At 40.5% G+C, this 19223-nt stretch carries 10 protein-coding genes; 4 read left to right on the top strand and 6 right to left on the bottom strand.

What is annotated here, in order from left to right; genetic code table 11:
• Positions 1–53: 53 nt before the first annotated feature.
• The 5 genes from ACH3Z1_RS02170 to ACH3Z1_RS02150 form a co-directional block, all read right to left on the bottom strand.
• Complete coding sequence (locus ACH3Z1_RS02170; RefSeq protein WP_490820196.1) at positions 54–335, bottom strand: Imm27 family immunity protein; 282 nt, start codon at positions 333–335, stop codon at positions 54–56.
• A 159-nt stretch (positions 336–494) separates the two neighbouring features.
• Positions 495–959, bottom strand: coding sequence for a hypothetical protein (locus ACH3Z1_RS02165; RefSeq protein WP_490820195.1), 465 nt, complete (start codon positions 957–959; stop codon positions 495–497).
• Between the two features lie 475 nt (positions 960–1434).
• The gene (locus ACH3Z1_RS02160) at positions 1435–4383 is read right to left on the bottom strand and encodes a tetratricopeptide repeat protein (protein WP_490820194.1); all 2949 of its coding nucleotides are present in this window, start codon (positions 4381–4383) and stop codon (positions 1435–1437) included.
• Between the two features lie 259 nt (positions 4384–4642).
• Positions 4643–5659 carry a CHAT domain-containing protein gene (locus tag ACH3Z1_RS02155; RefSeq protein WP_490820193.1) on the bottom strand — a complete coding sequence of 339 codons (1017 nt, stop codon included), beginning with the start codon at positions 5657–5659 and terminating at the stop codon, positions 4643–4645.
• 802 nt (positions 5660–6461) lie between these two features.
• On the bottom strand, positions 6462–8981 hold the full coding sequence (locus ACH3Z1_RS02150; protein ID WP_490820192.1) for a cellulase N-terminal Ig-like domain-containing protein: 2520 nt from the start codon (positions 8979–8981) through the stop codon (positions 6462–6464).
• A 977-nt stretch (positions 8982–9958) separates the two neighbouring features.
• Between ACH3Z1_RS02150 and ACH3Z1_RS02145 the strand changes: the two genes are divergently transcribed.
• From ACH3Z1_RS02145 to ACH3Z1_RS02130, 4 genes are all read left to right on the top strand, one after another.
• Entirely contained in the window at positions 9959–13204 is a 3246-nt protein-coding gene (locus tag ACH3Z1_RS02145; protein WP_490820191.1) for a SusC/RagA family TonB-linked outer membrane protein, read from the top strand.
• A gap of 18 nt (positions 13205–13222) precedes the next feature.
• Entirely contained in the window at positions 13223–15031 is a 1809-nt protein-coding gene (locus ACH3Z1_RS02140) for a RagB/SusD family nutrient uptake outer membrane protein (RefSeq protein WP_490820190.1), read from the top strand.
• A 63-nt stretch (positions 15032–15094) separates the two neighbouring features.
• Positions 15095–16051, top strand: a complete 957-nt coding sequence (locus tag ACH3Z1_RS02135; protein WP_490820189.1) for a pectinesterase family protein — start codon at positions 15095–15097, stop codon at positions 16049–16051.
• A gap of 184 nt (positions 16052–16235) precedes the next feature.
• Positions 16236–17861, top strand: a complete 1626-nt coding sequence (locus ACH3Z1_RS02130; protein ID WP_490820188.1) for a glycoside hydrolase family 43 protein — start codon at positions 16236–16238, stop codon at positions 17859–17861.
• 119 nt (positions 17862–17980) lie between these two features.
• Here the strand turns inward: ACH3Z1_RS02130 and ACH3Z1_RS02125 are convergent, their stop codons facing one another.
• Positions 17981–19015 carry a LacI family DNA-binding transcriptional regulator gene (locus ACH3Z1_RS02125; protein ID WP_490820187.1) on the bottom strand — a complete coding sequence of 345 codons (1035 nt, stop codon included), beginning with the start codon at positions 19013–19015 and terminating at the stop codon, positions 17981–17983.
• Positions 19016–19223 lie beyond the last annotated feature (208 nt).

The following is a 19223-nucleotide window of genomic DNA, read 5'->3' as shown; positions in this document are numbered from 1 at the left end:
ATATACGCAACTCCCCATAACATATATGAAATGGGTGGTAATTATATAGTTGTTTACACCAATCCGTATTTAAGTTTGGCTTCTTGGTCTGTTAAAAGAATAAGGCTTGGTGGACCGCCGCCGTGCATATCGCTTTGCCCGTATGTGTGTTCCCAGTATCTGCCATCACTAATATCCTGATATAATGTTTCCCATCCTGTGCTATCATTGCCAATCTTCTTAAGTGAATTTGTAATCAGCCATTTTATGCGTTTTGCTACTTCATCTTCTTTCATAATGCCAGCTTCAAATATCCATTGGCCTTTTAAATGAGTTTCAAGTTTTTGTAAGTGCATATACTATTCTTCTTGTATGAAAGAAGCATTTTTTAATGTGCTGTAGATATCCCTCGTGCCTCGGAGACTCTGGGACGAACTTTTCTCGATTGAGTAGACTCTGCGGAGAATGAAGAATGGGGAAGTTGCGGTCACTCTTGTTTCGTATACGCGGTAAGACTATACGTTCCTTAAAATCCACCTTACACATTCCATATAAGTTCTGGCACCATCGGGAGTTTGGGGTGTTAGGTTTCTTCTGCCGCGAAGCTGTCTTAATACCTGGTTTCTTGTGCGCCCACCGAAATTGATACGGGTATTAACCTGTCCGCCAAACTTTACATGATCTCCGTGGTGAACATGCCATAAAGCACCATCACCTGCATCATAGGCATGGTCTCCACCGGCCAATTGAAAAACAGGTGTCTGTTGTGAAGTGAAGCTATTGGCCATGGCCTGTAACTGGGCAGCCTGTTTCATTTGTGGACTATTGTTCACCATTTCCTGGTGTGCTTTCATTTGCGCTACACCCTTACTATTGTTGATGATCTGGGCAGCAGATTTGTTAGTACTTCTCTGTTCAGATACTCTGTTAGCCACCGACTCTGTTTTCTTTTCCTGTGTTGTAGAAGCAGTTGTATACATGACGGTTTGTTTTAGTGAAGCGTATTAGTAAGGCTTTGCGAAAGTGAAAGATTAGCGGTAGTATGGTTTGCTGCCTTAGTGCGGCTCAAGAATAATATTGCGGCACTCAAATGGGGTAAACAGTAAACAGCAGCCAGGTTCTTGTTTGGCATAAGGATATGGATTTTTGTACTACAACTACGTTGTATAAATATACACAAGTCTTCAAAACATATATGAAATTTTACATTACTGAAATTCAATGCATTAGGTAAATGCAGGCAATAAATGGGGAGAAGGATTAGTCGGCTTGGGAGATAGCAGCGGCGAAGTTTTTTATTAAGTAGACCCTGCGGAGAAGGAAAAATATTTGAAGTTTATCACAGAATCTGCGATGAACTTTGTTGATTAAGTCTACTGAATAGATAATGAAAAAGCCGTAGCTTGATTATTTATTTTTTAAGATAGAATAAGGAAAATTAAAATGAACCGTCTGCTATGCGTTTGTTTGTATTTTAATATTGTTAAGAACCCTATTAGCATTGCTCATAAATGTTTTTTCTTTCTCAGAACTATTAAGTGCTTTTGAGAGTAGTTCTATATCCCTTGTTAAACTCTTTACATTTAAATGAGATACTGTGAATTTTGAAAGAAACTTTTTCAAAAGATTTTCAGCTTCTTCAAACCTTTGTAGTCCAATTAAAGCAACTACATGATTTAACTGATTAGTAATACTTGGCTTTTTAATGGAGCTTTCTATTACATTTGAAAAAAAATCTGTTGCTTTCTTTTCTTCATCTTTGATAATATAAAGTATTGCCAAATATTTTAAAGGGTTAGAATTGTCTTTTTGTTTTTCAATTGCGATTAGTAAATATTTTTCGGCATCATGAATCTTTCCTTGTATTAAAAAAATTTCTCCTATCCCTGTATATGCGTTCTGGCTTCCACTCTCTATTCCTCTTTTAAAATACTCAATTGCCTTATCAACGTATCCCATTCTTTCGAAACAATTACCAATATTATTATAGAGAGCACCTATCCAGTCAGTTTTCTTTAATAGTGAAATATCAATTAACTCAAGCGCTTTGTTATAATCCTCTTTATTTATATATGTCATACATAACAAAATGTAAGACCAAGAATCCTCTGAATCAATTGATAAAGCGTTCTCGCAAGCCTCAATTACTTTATCGAATTGATTTAACTCTAAGTAAATCATTCCGATTCGCCAATATGATACTTGTCTTTTTGGGTCAAGCTCAACTGCCTTGTTATATGATATTAGTGATTCGTCATATAAGCCTAAATCCTCATAAGCACCTCCAATCATATCGTAGTAATATCCATCTTTGGGACTTAAGTCAATTGCCTTCTTGAAATATTTTATTGCGTCATTTGTCCTGCCATTTAACTTTAGCATTTCCGCTAAATGATTTAGACGAGAAGAACTTCTTGTGTTTTCATTTAGTGCATAAACCTTTTCAAAGATTTCCAAAGCTTTATCCGAGCGAATGAAATAATTCTTTTCAGTTAAGCAGTATTTGCAACCAATATCATCCAATATTTCAGCTAACTTATCTTTAAGCGAACTGTCAAAAATGTCTTCTTCACACTTATTAAGAGAATTTATTGCGCTTTCGTAATCTTTTTGATGATATAGCATACGTCCAATAATTAGTTGGAGAATATTTTTGTGGATTGAATCAAGTTGCCATTCAGTAGCTGCTGTTTGACAAAAAGCAAATAACTTTTCCGAAAACGAATACCATTTATATGACACTAATACTTCTGCGAATTTTATTACTTGTTTTCTAGTTTTATTACTTAGCAGATCGTTGTCTATGAGCTTATTTATCAATTTTTTAAGTTCAAGTGCGAAGTGGGAATTAAATAGTAATAACTCAATACCTCTTTTAATAAAAAAATCAGCAGCTAAATCAGGATTGCTCCAGGAGAGACAATTTAATAAGTTGTGAGTTGCTTTTCTCCAACGAGGTTCTTCTATTCGGTCTTTAAGATTCGGTTCTTTATTGCCTTCCTTTTCATAAATCCTTTGATAAATTGGTAATGCTTTGTCAACTATTTGTTTAATGATGCCTTCTCTCAATGTTTCATTACTTAAAACATATTCCTCAATGAATTCCCTAACTGCATCATGTAACTTTGCTTCTCCGATAAAAAAAGAATATTTTCCTTGTAAAGTTTGTAAGACAACAGATGGATTTGAAACCTGCCAAATTTCTTTTAAAATTTCTGGATTTTTTTCTCTAAGTATTGCTATTGAATATATTTTTGGTAAATCAGCTTTTGCAGCCTCCGACTGAAGGCAATAAAATAAAAATCTTTCCGCAACATTTTTTATTACTTGTTCGTTAGAAAACGAGATTTCAATTAATGAGCGAAATTGGTCATCTGTAAAATTCTTAAGAAACGAATCAATCCCAATATTCTCAATTGCGTTAGCTAATAAATCAACTGCGAATGGAACTCCTTTTGATAATTTCTGAACAAATTGAACTGCCTTTTCATTTGTCTCTTTATTTAATCGTTGGGTCAAATATTTTCTGATATCAATTTCACTAAAAAGCTTCATATCAATACCAATAGGAGTGCTAGAAGTAAGTTTATCTGCAAAGCCTTTTACTAAAACAGTTTCCTCATTTATGGTAATAGTCCTCTGGTTGTAAGTATTATCTCTGCCTGAATAAACAAGAACTACATTTTTATTTTTATTGAGGAGCGGAACTAAAAAATGATTCATAATCCATTGCTCAGAATGTTTGATTACTTCGCATGTATCCAACATTAATAATATTTTGGTTTCCCCCTTTTCTGTGATTTTGTCTATTCCTTCGACCAAATAGCTCGCTAATGCTACATCTGGATTTTTATAAAATAGTAATTTTTCATCTTTTATACCCCACTTGTCTTTTAATCTGCTTTCTTCTACATTGCCAAGTATTCGGCCTAATAAGCTAAATCCTCCGGAAACTGCCGCTTCTGTTATTGGATTATTTATTATGGTAGTAGCAATTGTGGTCACAACGGGTTGCGTAGCATCAATTATTTCTTTTTCCAAAACTTTATCAATTTCATCTTGTAGAAATTTGTAATCTTTCTTAGCCTTCAAATAAGGCTCTAATTCTTTGTTGTAATGAACTTTTAATTCATTGTAAATTGTATCAAGTAATTCAGATGGCGTATAGGTAAAGCCTGTTTTTGTTTCCCAGTCTATGTATATTTCAGTCATCTCAGGTATTTCCACTTTCGCAATCTCACGAAATTTTCTACATAGATTGGATTTTCCCATTCCACCTACACCATAGATGAGAATTACATTAGTAAACAAACCATTTGTAAGAGTGTTGCTTCTAGTAGCCTGGATAATTTGTTTAAATTGTAATTGTTCACTCTCTCGTCCAACAAACGGTAATTGTTTCATCTTAATATTTTTTAAAAAATGTAGTATGCTATATATATAGTGGCGGAGTAGCTAAAGTGCAGACATAGTCGATTGTGGGGATTAGGATTGGGACACATTTTAACTATTGTCTACCCTTTTTAAAGTTAAATAGTAAGAACTAAGGCTGCGTTTATTTGTTAAATCCGAGCCGTATTATACCCCAAATACCACTGCTGATTGTTCTAATATCTAACCTCACTGTAGGCAATACCAATTTTGTGCATTAACGCTTATCAACTTAGCCTAGAAGAACTGGTAAATCACTGCCTGAAATTCCTTCCATTTTGATTGCAACTGTTCCCATTCTATAAGCAAATTTTATATCTTTTCCTGCTCCCAACGCTGTATAGAAACCAACTGAAAATGCAATCGCTGCTTTATCGTTTACTGAACTTTTCATTCCAATAACATAAGGGATATGCTTAGCAATTTCAGTCGCTTGCGATTCAGAATAGCATGAATTCAAAACAACACATTTTGTATCTATTGAAAATAATTCAAACAAACTTCCTATTGCCTCATTTTCGATTAATTTAGAATTTCCCAAAGAATCTTCAACAGCAATTCCATTAACCGACCCGTGTCCCGAAAAATGTACTATTGTTGGTTTTTCGTCTAACATTGCTTGTTGTAACGTTTTAGTCGTTATAGCCCATTTCGATTTTAATTCAAATTGGTCTCTTAATGTTGCTAACTTTAAACCACTTTCTATATCTCTTACTTCTTCATCAATTCTTAACCGAACTTCGTCAATTGGACTTGCCCCCAAAAACAATATTTTTATCATTTCACTAATAGTTTGTTTTTGGCTTAGCTTACCCTGCAATATTTTTATTTCTGATAATGCTTCATCATATTTGAGTATTGTACTTTCAGCTCCTTTCAGTAGTTGATTGTATTCATGTACTAAATCATTCCATTTTTTAAGAAGGTCGGCATACATTTCTTTATACTTCTGTTCAGAAACTTCAATTTGCTCTTGATTGATTATGTGAAAGTCTTTGATATAGTTAATCCATCCTTGTATTGTCTGCCTAAAAGTTGTCTTGCATTTTGCAAGTTTGGTAGGGTCGTCAAAATGAAGTGTATCCAAGCTAATAACAGCAATTGATTGTGAACTACCCCTTCCAAATATTCCTTCTACGTCACCCTGAAGTCTATTTTTTAAAGCTTTAAGGTCAATATATAAGCTGTCAACTTCTGCAAGTCTTGCTTCCAAAAGTTGAATTGCTCTATTATGTGGTATTCTTATCATGTAAACTAGTTAGAATGTCGATATAATATCACCAACAATTTTCGAGTGTTTGCCAAGGCAAAAAATTTATTGATTGTGCAGCCCAGCTTTTGCAAATACTTTTGTTAGTAGTAGTTACTCTGGTATTTACTTCTCGTCTTCCTTTGCATCATCAGTATGGCCTTTTTTTCGTTATGTCTTTCATTCCCACGTTGGCTAAATTAATAAAATCAATGAGTTTATTATATTCTAGGTCTCTGATGAATGAGGTAATTTCTTATAAATTTATTAGCCTTAGAACTTTTAACCTTATCGTCATAGAGGTAGAAATACATAAACTCTTTTGTAAGGTGATTTGGCTTATTCATTGAGTGAATTACCTGTAATATTTCTTCAAGAATAGCCCTGTCGGCTCGTTAAATAGATTAGGAATAAAGATTTTTTTCAAGTTTTTTGCTGATTTTATCATCCCATATAGTTTCTTTTTCAATATCTAATGAAATCAAGGGTTCTGCTGACTGGATAACTTGCCTAATCCAAGAACTTAAAATCACGATTGTTTCTTTACTTCTTTGTCTCAAACAATTGATAAATACAATCATATTTTGATAGGTGTATTTAATTAATTGCTATCAAATAAATATACGCAATCTTCTATTTAACATATAAACTTTTTACTATATTGAAATTCAATCGGTTATCCAAAAAGGAGTATTAATTAGTACAAGAATAGCAATGCTGATTTTATCTCTCACCATACAAATCAAAAAACCTTCTGAAAAGCCCATCACTCTCCAAAAGGTTTCTCGGTTAAAGCAGAGGTTTACTTCACCCCCCTCCTAAACGCCTCCCCAAAAATCAAATACGCTGTATTCCCGCCAATCGTTCCTTCATTCTGTCCCCATAAAAATGGCCAGTCATCGTAGTTCTCAAAATGATCGGGTTTGCGGAAGAGTATTCCGGGCGCTACATTGCCGGGGATGAAGGAGAAATCGGCGCGGTTGTTTCCATAGAAAACATTTTTGGGTCGTGTGGCACCCAGTGTGGCCACCAGTGAATAATTGTGGTAAGGGTGACAACCAAATAAATAATTACTGGCTTTGTACAACTGTTTCGTGTCGATGATATCCGGAAAAAATTTATGCGCAAAACAAACCGTGGTTCCAAAATTTACCACATCGCCACTACCGGCCCAGTTGCCCAAACCAATGGGTACACCGTATGGATTGTTTTTATCCAGACTGTCTATATAGTCTTTGTACTTCAGCACAAAAGGCCGGAGCTTTTCTACAAAAGAAGCATTCATATAAGGCACAGCATCCAATGCCGTAGAAAGGGTAAAGCTCACATTGCGTTCGAGAGCGGGCCACAATAGTTTCAGGAAATTGTCGGAATAACTTTGTTCACCGGTGGCTATAAAGAGTTGCAGGTAAGTACCCATATTGGCCGCACCAAAAGGACCTGCATTATCCTGTGGCTGGTTAGCAATTAAATCAGTGGCTTCTTTCAGCAATCTTTTCGATTGTTTCAATGCTCTATCAGCAAGGTCATCGTTGTATCCTTTAAGTGCGCGGCTCACAGCGGCAAACATGGTAGCGGCACGGAGATCGAGGCGTGGGTTGCGGCTGGTAAAAGCCCACATATCATCTTTCACTCCACTCGATTTTCCATCGGCCGCAATCTCATGCGCACCTAGTTTGGGGTTGTAGGGCAAACCATCTGTAATGGATGCCGCATCGCCCAGGTGATGATAGTTATCGAGTACCGAATTGGAGAGTGTTTGCGCCATATGTCCAATCACCTCCGCCTGCGCCAGCAGGTTCAAAGTACCATGTTCTATATACTGCAGTATATCGGGTGTGCCATCCGGACGATGCAGATCAACATAGCGTTGTTGCTGACTCACAAAAGTCTGGTCGCGTTGGGGTTTAAAATATTCCCAGGTCTTTACAAAGTTTTGTACCACACCAATATTGGCACCGGTTTCAATATCAAAATCGCCGGCATCAAAAAAGCCGCCTTTGTTTAAACCGGGTATCAGTTCGAGTGCTTTGTATCTGGTATCGGTGGTGGGTCCCTGCCGGTGCAGATCGAAATGATCGGTATTGGGTGGAGCCTGCAGGTAGCCTTCTTTAAATGGTTCGCCATGCCAGATACGGTATCCTTCATTTACGGTCATATGGTTCATATGAATCGGAATCCAAACATCGCTGGTGGCATCGGTAATCTTGTCGTAGACATTTTTCTCTATTAAAAAATTATTGGTCTTCACCGCACCATACTGTATATAATAGATGCCCGGTGTGGTAACCGGAGAGAAATCGAATTTTACATAGTGGTATTTAAAGTAATCGCCCCAGGGCACAATATTGCCGCTGAATACTTTGGTGGCGTTTCCATCTTCTCCCAGTTTATACAGCGAAGCAGTGGGTTGGGGTTTATCTTTTTTATCGAGTTCAATCACCGACACTTTGGGTTGCGAAGGCTGGTAACCCACTTGTGAGAAACCGATATTGGGTTCTCTGATCCATCCGTCAATGGCATTGGCATCCACCGTCCAGCTCAGCACTTTACCTGTTTTGCCGGCGGGCAGTTTGCTGCGCACCACAAACCATCCGTTCTGCGCCAGTATGCGACCATCATAGAGCATAAGGTCGGCATCGGGCGAACTTATTTTCACGAGGCGTGATGGATCATCGGGTGCCAGCACAAGGCTGCGGCCTGTTTCAAGCGGCAGTGGATCAATAAATTTTCCGGAGCCCCTGTCATCAGATGTATTGTAACCTTTAAACTGTTTGGGTTTATCGCTGTTGGGTTTGGCCATGGTATTGCCCACCACATATCGGGGAAAGCGGTTGTAACGGCCATCTACCAGGTAGGCTTTGTTCCAGTATTGTGAGGGGAGGAACTCGAGGTTAAAACCGGCTTTGTCTTCCAGTGCTTTGGGCAGGGGTTTATCGAGGTACACGGCAATTTCAATACCCTTTCCTTTGGCGGTTACCACTATGCGCGAATCGAAATCATATTCAGTATAGCGTAGTGTTGCTTCTATGGTTTTTAGTATACGGTCTATTTTCCGGTTGGATATAACCGGTACCAGATCCCACTGTTCGGGAGTGCTGGAGAGTCGTATGGCACCACCCTGTGCTGTTCGCACGCCATGGTGAATCAATTCTATGCCGGCATTTTTTTCATCATTAAAACCGCCGGTAAAGAGGTTGCTGTAGATGAGATAATTCACGCCCTGTTTTTCAAAATATTCCAGCTCATTGAGTTTAAGCTCCTGGGCCTGGAGGAAAGCAATAGAAAAGCAGGCAAATAACGTAGTGAGTATTTTTTTCATAAGGTAAGTGTATGGCTGTGCTCAAATTACGCAATCGGTTGCATAAATGGACAGGAGAATTTTAGGGGGGAGGGGCTGTTAGCTATTAGCCATTAGCTTTTAGCGGTTAGCAAACAGGGAGAATATTCAAAAATCAAAAAATCAGACATCCGACATCTGAGATCTGCCATCTGCCATTCGTGTCTGCCTGGGGTTTCAGCCGTACCATCGCCGGTCTGGCTTCAGGTGTTCTTCGGTGTTTCTTCGGGGTTTCTTCGGGAATTCCCGAAGCGCTTCCGAAGAAGTTCCGAAGAACACCCGAAGAAAGGGTGGCTGAAACCTTAGGGAAAGTGAAAGCTGATAAGTGAGAAAAGTCTAACCCGCCACATTTCCTTCTTACCCCTCCGTGCTACTCTGTGCCTTACTCCGTGTAACTCTGTGGTTAAAAAAGTCTGAGCAGTTTAACCACAGAGTTTCTCAGAGTGGAACACGGAGTGGCACGGAGGGTTGTGTAGTAGAGGGAATTGCTTAGAAATTCAAAATTCAAAAAATCAGACATCAGACATATGAGATCAGCGATTTTGGCTATTAGCCATTAGCTTTTAGCGGTTAGCTAATTGGTAGTATATGTTTAATAACGAATACTATTTTCAAATCAAAAATCAGACATTCGACATCAGAAATCCGCCATCTGACATCCGCCATCTGACATCCTCCTCCCGTGAGATCGTTGCCGGGAACGTTTGCGTAAAAAAAGGCATCTGTTACCCTTCCGGGTTTCTGTAGTTAAGCGTAGAATTGGTTTACGAAAAAACTCTCCAAATCCCCCTTCAGGGGCTAGGGGTAAATTGTTTGCCATGAAACTGTACGAGAAATATTCACCTCTTTGTACCACAACCTGTGGTCATATACCATCATCCCTTATTACAACGAACATTCAAACAAAAAGCCTCCAAAATACCCCCTTCAGGGGGCATGGGGGCTTAAACCGCTTGCTTATGCCAAAGAAAATGAAGCTGATGGGGCTCACCACCCTCATACTGCTCTTTACGGGTATGTTTACCTATGCCCAGAACAGTTTCGAAATCAAGGGCCGTGTTACCGGCGCCGATAACCAGCCACTGGAAGGGGTGAGCGTTCGCGTTAAAAATGCACAGGCCGGTACGGTTACTGCAAAAGATGGTACCTATCGTATCGTTGCTGCCAATGGCCGTGTAACATTAGTATTCAGTTCTGTGGGTTATACAGTAAAAGAAGAAGCAGTGAATGGCAGAAATACCATCAATGCTTCTCTCTCTGTTGCAACCACTGAAACATTAGATGATGTGGTGGTGATCGGTTACCAGACCGTGAAAAGAAAAAACCTGCTCGCATCAGTGGCCAGCGTGGGTGCACGAGACCTGAAAGATATTCCCATCAACTCAGCAGCAGAAGCATTGAGTGGTCGACTGGCCGGTGTTACTGCTACTACGGCTGAAGGTTCGCCTGATGCCGATATCCGTATCAGGGTAAGAGGTGGTATGTCTATTACAGGCGATAACTCTCCCTTATACATTGTAGATGGGGTGCAGGTAGAAAATGGTCTATCGGCTTTATCGCCACAGAATATAGAAAGTATCGATGTGCTGAAAGATGCTGCTGCCACTGCCATTTATGGTGCGCGTGGTGCCAACGGTGTAATCGTGATTACCACCAAAAGCGGTAAGCCCGGCAGAATGGTGGTGAGTTATAATGGTTTTGTGGGTGTAAAGTCACTTGCCAAAAAACTGAACGTACAAACACCCTATGATTATGTTTTGTACCAGTCTGAAAGATCAAGAGGCAGTTCTACCGACAGTACCACTTTCACCAGAAATTTTGGTACTACCTGGGATACACTGTCTAACTATAAAAATGTGGCGAGTGTAGACTGGCAGGATGAAGTGATGGGCCGCACAGGCATCATGCAAACGCATAATATTTCTGCGATGGGTGGTAACAAAAAAATCACCTACAATTTTGGTTATACTTATAATGATGATAAAGCGATTGTACTCAATTCAAACTATCGCCGTCACCTCTTAAACCTGAAAGCCGATTATAAAATTCTGAGCAATTTAAAACTGGCGGTAACAGGTCGTTATACCAATACTGATGTGAATGGTGCAGGTACATCATCAGACCAGGGTACTTCGTATAACCGTTTGCGTAATGCGGTTAAATACAGACCCTTCCTTTCATCAACACAGGATATTGATGATGCCGATCCACTGGCAGATCCCAATGTGGGTAATGGTTTGAACCTCGTGAATCCTATTTCACTGGCCAATGCGGAATACAGACGTAAAACAACCGATGTGTTCAACGTTACAGCAGCAGCTACTTATACCATTATTAAAAACCTGAGTTTTAAATCAACAGTCGGTTTTGATCAGTCAAAAAATATCGATCGCCAGTTCAGCGATTCCATCACACCCTTTGCCATTATACAGGGTGGAAGAAAAGCGATCGTTACACTCGATACACTCGATCGTACTACCATTACCAATACCAATACCTTAACCTATTCGGTAAATGGTTATAAAGACAAACACGATTTCACCATTCTGGTGGGTCAGGAAACTTATGACTTGCGTACAGAACGTTATACCAGTCAGTTCCGCGATTATCCAACATTTACTTCTGTACAGGATGCGTTAACGAAAACCAACCTGGCCAATAAGTTTGCCGGATTTCCGAGGGTGAACAAAACGAGGTACACCAGTATGTCGTTCTTTACTGCACTGAGTTATGCTTACCAGGATAAATATTATTTCTCTTTCAACCTGCGTGCCGATGGTGCTTCCAAATTTGCACCGGGTAAACAATGGGGTTATTTCCCATCGGGTTCATTTGCATGGAGAGCCAAGAATGAAAAATTCCTGAAAAATGTAAACTTCCTCAGCGATCTGAAATTCCGTGCAGGTTTTGGTACCGTGGGTAATAACCGTATTGCAGATTATCTCTTCCTCACCACATTCAGAAACGATGGCGGTTTGTATTATGGTATGAACAATGAAATCGTGAATGCATTTTATTCTGCAGGTCTGGTAAATGAAAGCCTGCGTTGGGAGTCTACACTCAACAAAAACTTCGGTGTCGATATCGGTCTCTTTAAAAACAAGGTGAACCTGAGTGTTGATATTTATAATAACAGCTCGAAAGATTTATTGCTGAATGTACCCATTGCACCTACTTATGGTTATACCACACAGTTGCAGAACGTAGGTAAAACCACCAATAAAGGCGTGGAGTTCCAGATCAGTGCCACACCGGTACGTAACAAAAACTTCAGTTGGACCATTTCTTACAACATGGCATTCAACAGCAACAATGTGGAGCAACTGGGTCTGAACCAGAAATCATTCTTCCCTGCTGCGAGCTGGGGTGTTTCCGGACAGCCTACTGATTATATCATCCGCATCGGAAGTCCAACCAGCGCTATCTGGGGTCTGGTAACCGATGGTTTCTACAAAGTGAGCGACTTTGATTACAATACGGCTACAGGTGTGTACACACTGAAAGCAGGTGTGGTAAACAATTCAGGCATCATAGGTCCTGTACAACCAGGTTCTATTAAATTTAAAGACCTGAATGGTGATGGAAATATTACACTGGATAACGACAGAAAAGTAATTGGTAATCCATTACCGAAATTTACCGGTGGTTTAAACCAGCAGTTTACTTATAAGAACTGGGACATGAGCATCTTCATGAACTTCTCTTATGGTAACGATGTATACAATGCCAACAAGATTGAATTTACCAATGGTTATACCGCCAATTCAAATATGCTCGATATGATGAGCAATCGTTGGAAAGTAGTTACTGCAGATGGTAAAACAGCACAGTATGTAAACGGATCAAACCAGGTGGTAGGTATAGCACCGGATCAACTGGCGGCACTGAATGCCAATGCTACGATCTGGCAGCCATTGAAAAGTGCGGGTGCATTCTATCCGCATTCATGGGCGATAGAAGATGGATCATTCCTGCGTATCAATAACGTAACAGTAGGGTATAGCTTACCGGTGAAAAAACTGGTTGGTTTGAAAATGAGCAAGCTGCGTTTCTACTTTACAGGAAACAACCTGGCACTGTTCACCAGCTATTCAGGTTACGATCCCGAAGTGAGTGTGCGTAACAGTCCGCTTACACAGGGTCTTGATTATTCAGCTTATCCAAAAAGCAGAACCTTCATTTTTGGTATCAACGCAACTTTTTAAACGATCAAATATTGCTATATGAACAATAGATATTTTAACAAACTCGCAGTCATCGCAATAGCAGGAACCATGTTCCTCTCTGCAGGCTGTAAAAAATACCTCGATCAGCAGCCTATTACCGATGTAGGTTCTGAAATGGTTTTCAAAGATGTGGCCAGTACCCGTAAAGCATTGGCAGGTGCGTACAGCAGACTGGTGGGTGATGCCGGTTTCGGTATTCGTCTGAGTCTGTATTACACTGTTGATACCGATGAAATGCAGGGTCCAACCGGTAATGCAGATAATGACAGAAGAGATATTGCACGTTATTCCGCAACATCAGGTAATGCGCAGATCACCAATCCGTTTAACCAGTTGTTTACCGGTATTGAATATGCCAATATCTGTATTGCCAATATCCCTAAAATGGATATGTACAATAATGGCAGTGAGCAGGAGAAAAAACAATTGCGCAGGTTGTATGGTGAAGCGCTGACATTGAGGGCACAGTTTTACTTCCAGGCCATCGTCAACTGGGGAGATATGCCTTCGCATTTTCAGCCCGCTGCTTCTATGGCTTCAGCGAATCCGTTTCCTGCACGTACAGACAGAGATACCCTTTACAACCGTTTACTCACAGATTTAAAAGTAGCGGCTGATCTGGTTCCATGGAGAAATGAAATAGCAGGTATCGGCGATGTTCCCGACGAACGCATTACCAAAGGAACGGTAAAAGGACTGCGTGCAAGAATTGCTTTGTTCAGAGGTGGTTTTGCATTGCGTAGCGATGGTTCCATGAAAAGACCTACTGATTACCTTACTTATTACCAGATCGCAAAAGATGAGTGTAATGAGATCATTGCATCCAACCAGCATTCATTAAATCCAAGCTTCAGAAGTTTATGGAAAGACCAGGTAAATGCAAGGGTGGTGGCCGATCCGAATGGAGAACTCATGTTCCAGGCAAGTGGTATCGGAAGAAATGCAACAGCCGATACCAAACTGGCTTATTACAATGGACCTACAGTCAATAACCTGGGTAATAAAAGTATCAATGTATTACCCACTTATTTCTATTCATTTGATCAGAATGATTTGAGAAGAGATGTAACCTGTGCGCCTTATAATGTGGCGGCCAATGGTACAACAAAAATTGGTCAGGCCCTTACCGCTATGTGCGATGGTAAATACAGAAGAGACTGGATCAGTGGTCCTGCTGTTTCACCAACAGATGCGGTACAATATTTCGGATTGAAATGGCAGATACTTCGTTATTCAGATGTATTACTCATGCTGGCAGAAGCAGAGAACGAAATCAATGGTCCCACTGCTACAGCGTATAATGCCGTAAATCAGGTAAGAAGAAGAGGTTATGGTAAAGCGATTGGAACACCTGATGTTACAGTAGATCTTCCGGCCGGACTTTCTAAAGCTGCGTTCTTTACTGCGCTGGTGAAAGAGAGATCACTTGAATTAGGCGGAGAAGGTGTTCGTAAATTTGATCTGATCAGGTGGAACCTGCTGGCATCAAAAATTGCTGAAACCAAAACGGCTTTGCTTGCGATGTCAACAAGATCGGCTCCTTATAATACATTGCCAGAGTTTATGTACTATCTCAATAACTCATCTGCAGATGATGCAACTTTATGGGCCAATTCATTTTATGCACCATCACCTGGAACAGCACCAGCCAATACCACAAGGGTAAACTGGGCACAGGCTGCGGTTAATACCACTGCACTGGCACGTTATGCTACCGGTTTTACAACAGGTAAATCAGAACTGTTACCCATTCCGCAACCTGCCAGAGATGCCAACCCTAACCTGACACAAAATCCAGGCTACTAACCCACCAGTAAATACGATATAATAAGGCCGATTGAAGTCGGCCTTATTTTTTAAGTTTAGTGTATGATGCAAAGAATTCTTTTTCTGAACTGTTTACTGCTACTTGTATTTTTTGCAGGTGGCCAACAGCGAATAGTAGTGGCAAAAGATGGCAGTGGCCAGTACAAAACAGTGCAGGCAGCTTTTGATGCTGTTCCATCAGGTAATACAAAGCCCGTTACCATTTTTGTAAAGAAAGGCATCTACAAGGAAAGACTGGTGCTCGATACACGCAAAGATTTTATCAGGCTCATTGGTGAGGATAAAATGAATACCATTCTCACCTACGATAACCACGCAGGAAAAAAATTACCCAATGGCGATACCATCAATACCTGGTCATCGGCCAGTTTCTTTTTATATGCCAATGATTTTTATGCAGAGAATATCAGCTTTGAAAACAATGCGGGTTTTACTGCGGGTCAGGCTGTAGCTGTATTTGCCAATGGCGACAGACTGAGTTTTAATAATTGTCGCTTTCTAGGTTTTCAGGATGTATTGTTTTGCAGTGGTGCCGGCAGCAGACAGTATTACAAGAACTGTTATATAGAAGGCAGTACCGATTTTATTTTTGGTCCGTCTACAGCTGTATTTCAAAGCTGTCATATACACAGCAAAAAGAACTCACATGTTACAGCGGCGTCTACGCCAAGGGAAGTGCCTTATGGTTTTGTTTTTTTTGATTGTACACTCACGGCAGATACGGCGTTTAAAAAAGTATCGCTGGGTCGTCCATGGCAGCCGCATGCGAGTGTAACTTATATCAGGTGTGTAATAGGAGATCATATTATTCCGGAAGGATGGAACAACTGGCGCAACCCTGCCAATGAAGCCACCGTTCGTTATGCAGAATATAAAAACACCGGCCCGGGTGCACAACCATCTTCAAGACCTGCATGGATTAAGCAATTGAATGATGAGGAAGTGAAAAAATATACACTCAAAAATATTTTTGGAGATTGGATGCCGATTATTAAGTGATGATTTTTTTACCACAGAGTTACACGGAGTTTAACACGGAGTTGCACGGAGGTATGTTTAGAAAATTATACTGCCCTTTATTTTTGGCACATTGCCATTACTTCGCAACCCTCTATGAAACTCCGTGCCTCACTCCGTGTAACTCTGTGGTTAAATTGAATCATGCATAAAGAAGAGTATTAAAATGATAAAACCTCAACTGATATTCTTTTCGTTTCTGTTTATCGCGTTACAAGCGTACACTCAGCAACCGTACATATCAAAAGCATGGGTAGCGGATCAAAAAAATGGTACATATAAAAATCCGGTATTACATGCCGACTATTCTGATCCCGATGCAATAAGGGTGGGGGATGATTTTTATATGACGGCCTCCTCCTTCAATGCCGCACCCGGCTTACCCATTCTGCACTCCAAAGATTTAGTAAACTGGAAACTGGTAGCCTATGCATTACCACAACAGGTTCCTGTTGATCATTTTTCAACTGTACAACATGGCAATGGCGTATGGGCACCCTCCATCCGTTACCATAAAGGAGAATTTTATATTTATTATCCGGATCCCGATTTTGGTATTTATCTCACCAAAGCAAAAGATATAAAAGGTCCATGGTCCACACCTGTGCTGGTAGAAGCGGGTAAGGGATTGATTGATCCATGTCCGCTCTGGGATAAAGATGGGAAAGTTTATCTGGTACATGCATACGCCGGAAGCAGGGCAGGCATCAAAAGTATCATTGTGGTAAAGCCGATGAATGCAGCAGGAACCAAAACAATTGGCACCGGTCAATTGGTATACGATGGACATACAACAGACCCCACCATTGAAGGCCCCAAGTTTTACCAGCGCAATGGGTACTACTACATTTTTGCACCGGCGGGTGGTGTATCAACAGGATGGCAACTGGTACTTCGGTCAAAAAATATTTATGGCCCCTATGAAAGAAAAGTAGTGATGGATCAGGGAACAACCACAGTGAATGGTCCGCACCAGGGTGCATGGGTAAACACCACAACAGGTGAAGACTGGTTCTTGCATTTTCAGGATAAGGAAGCCTATGGTCGTGTGGTACACCTGCAACCCATGCAATGGAAAAACGACTGGCCGGTAATAGGTATGGATAAAGATGGTGATGGAAAAGGAGAACCGGTATTGGTATATAAAAAACCGAATGTGGGTAAAACATATCCTGTTGAAACACCTGCAGAGAGTGATGAATTGAATGATACATCATTCGGATTACAATGGCAATGGCAGGCCAATGCAAAAGCCACCTGGCATTTTATGCAGCCGGCTACAGGAATGCTTCGCCTGTTTTCAGACAAACAACCCGATGCAGCCAGCAATTTATGGGATGTTCCAAATCTGCTTTTGCAAAAATTTCCTGCTGAAAATTTTACGGCTACTGTGAAACTGAAATTTTCTCCCAACATCAAAATTGAAAACGAAAAAGCCGGACTGGTAATAATGGGTCTCAGTTATGCGGGGCTGGTTCTTAAGCAAAACAAAGAAGGACTCTCACTCGTGTATGTTGAAGCCAAAGCAGCAGACAAGGGAACAGCAGAAACAGAAAAGCCGATCACAGCAATTTCAAAAGACTGGTTATACCTGCGGGTGAAAGTAGAGAAGGGTGCTGTTTGTAGTTTCAGTTACAGCACAGATAATATGAACTTTATTGATGCAGGCGTATCATTTACAGCCATGCCCGGTAAATGGGTAGGTGCCAAGCTGGGTTTGTTCTGTACAAGAACCAGCTCCACTAACGATGCCGGCTTCGTGGATATAGACTGGTTCCGAGTGGAGCAATAAATTAAATCCTCGTTCTCCCGTTCTCCCCTTCTCCCTGTTAAAAGAGTCACGCCTATTTTAAGGACTACTTAGGCAAGGCATTTATTAACAGGGAGAAGGGGAGAACGGGAGGAAGAATGTTATTTCTTTCTGGATGTTGATTCCCTGATGAAAAGATCAGGTTGTAACATTTTTGTATCGAAATCTTTCACTGGTCTTTTGCTCTCAATCAGGTTCAGCAATAATTCCGTAGCCACCTGACCCATTTCAAAAGCAGGCTGGCGCACCACCGATAAGGAAGGAGATAACAATTCGGTTAAATCAATATTGGAGAAACCAATCACAGCAATATCTTCCGGTACACGAATTCCCTTGGCTTTGAAATAGCGTAAACAGTTGGTGGTGAGTTTATCTGCCGCCGCAAATATGGCATCGGGTTTCTTTTTCAGTTTGAATAAACTGTCCAATGCTTTCTCTACTTCATCATACACCAGCCCACCATGTAAACAATATTTTACCAGTGCAGGATCATATTTTATCTGATGGTCTTCCAGTGCAGCCTGGTAGCCACCCAGTCTGTCACGGGTGATGGATAGGTATTCTGCATTGGCCAGTGCGGCAATATTTTTGAAACCACTTTCAATTAAATGTTTGGTGGCATCGTAGCCTCCTTTTTTATTGTCGACAATCACTTTATGGGTATCTATTTCATCTACAATACGGTCGAAGAAAACAATCGGATAACCACGTTCATGTAAATGTTTCAGGTGACTCAGGTCCCTGGTTTCAGAAGCCAGTGAAATCAACAGCCCGTCAATAGAACGGGATGCCAGGTATTGCACATTAATGAGTTCCCGTTCAAAAGATTCATGACTTTGGGTAATGATGACATTATAACCTTTATTGTAAGCAATAGATTCAATACCATTGATGATCTGTGAAAAAAAACTGTTGGCAATTTCAGCCACCACAATACCGATGGAGCGGGTTCTTTTTTCTTTCAGGCTGAGTGCAATGGGATTGGGACGGTAATTGATTTTCTCTGCATATTCCAAAACCATTTTTTTGGTTTCAGGACTGATTTCATAACTATCACGCAATGCCCTCGATACCGTGGAAGTGGAAAGTCCCAGTTCTTTGGCAATGTCTTTGATCGTTACGGCTTCGTATTTCATGGGTTATTGCTTGAGAAAAGCTATTCCCTGTACAGGATTTATATCCTGTACAGGGAATAGAGAAGGTTAAATGTACGTTTTTTCCGGTTGAGGGCCGGAGCCTGTGGATGAGAGGAAGAAGGGCAACGACAGATCGTATAAGTCCCTGATTTTGATGGTAGTTATCATTCCCCCAAATGACCTTCGTTGCCGGGAACGATTGCGTAAA

The organism is Sediminibacterium sp. FW305-C-49 (genome assembly GCF_058231085.1).
Note: the sequence above shows the minus strand (reverse complement) of the source record. Positions and strands in the feature narration are given on the sequence as shown.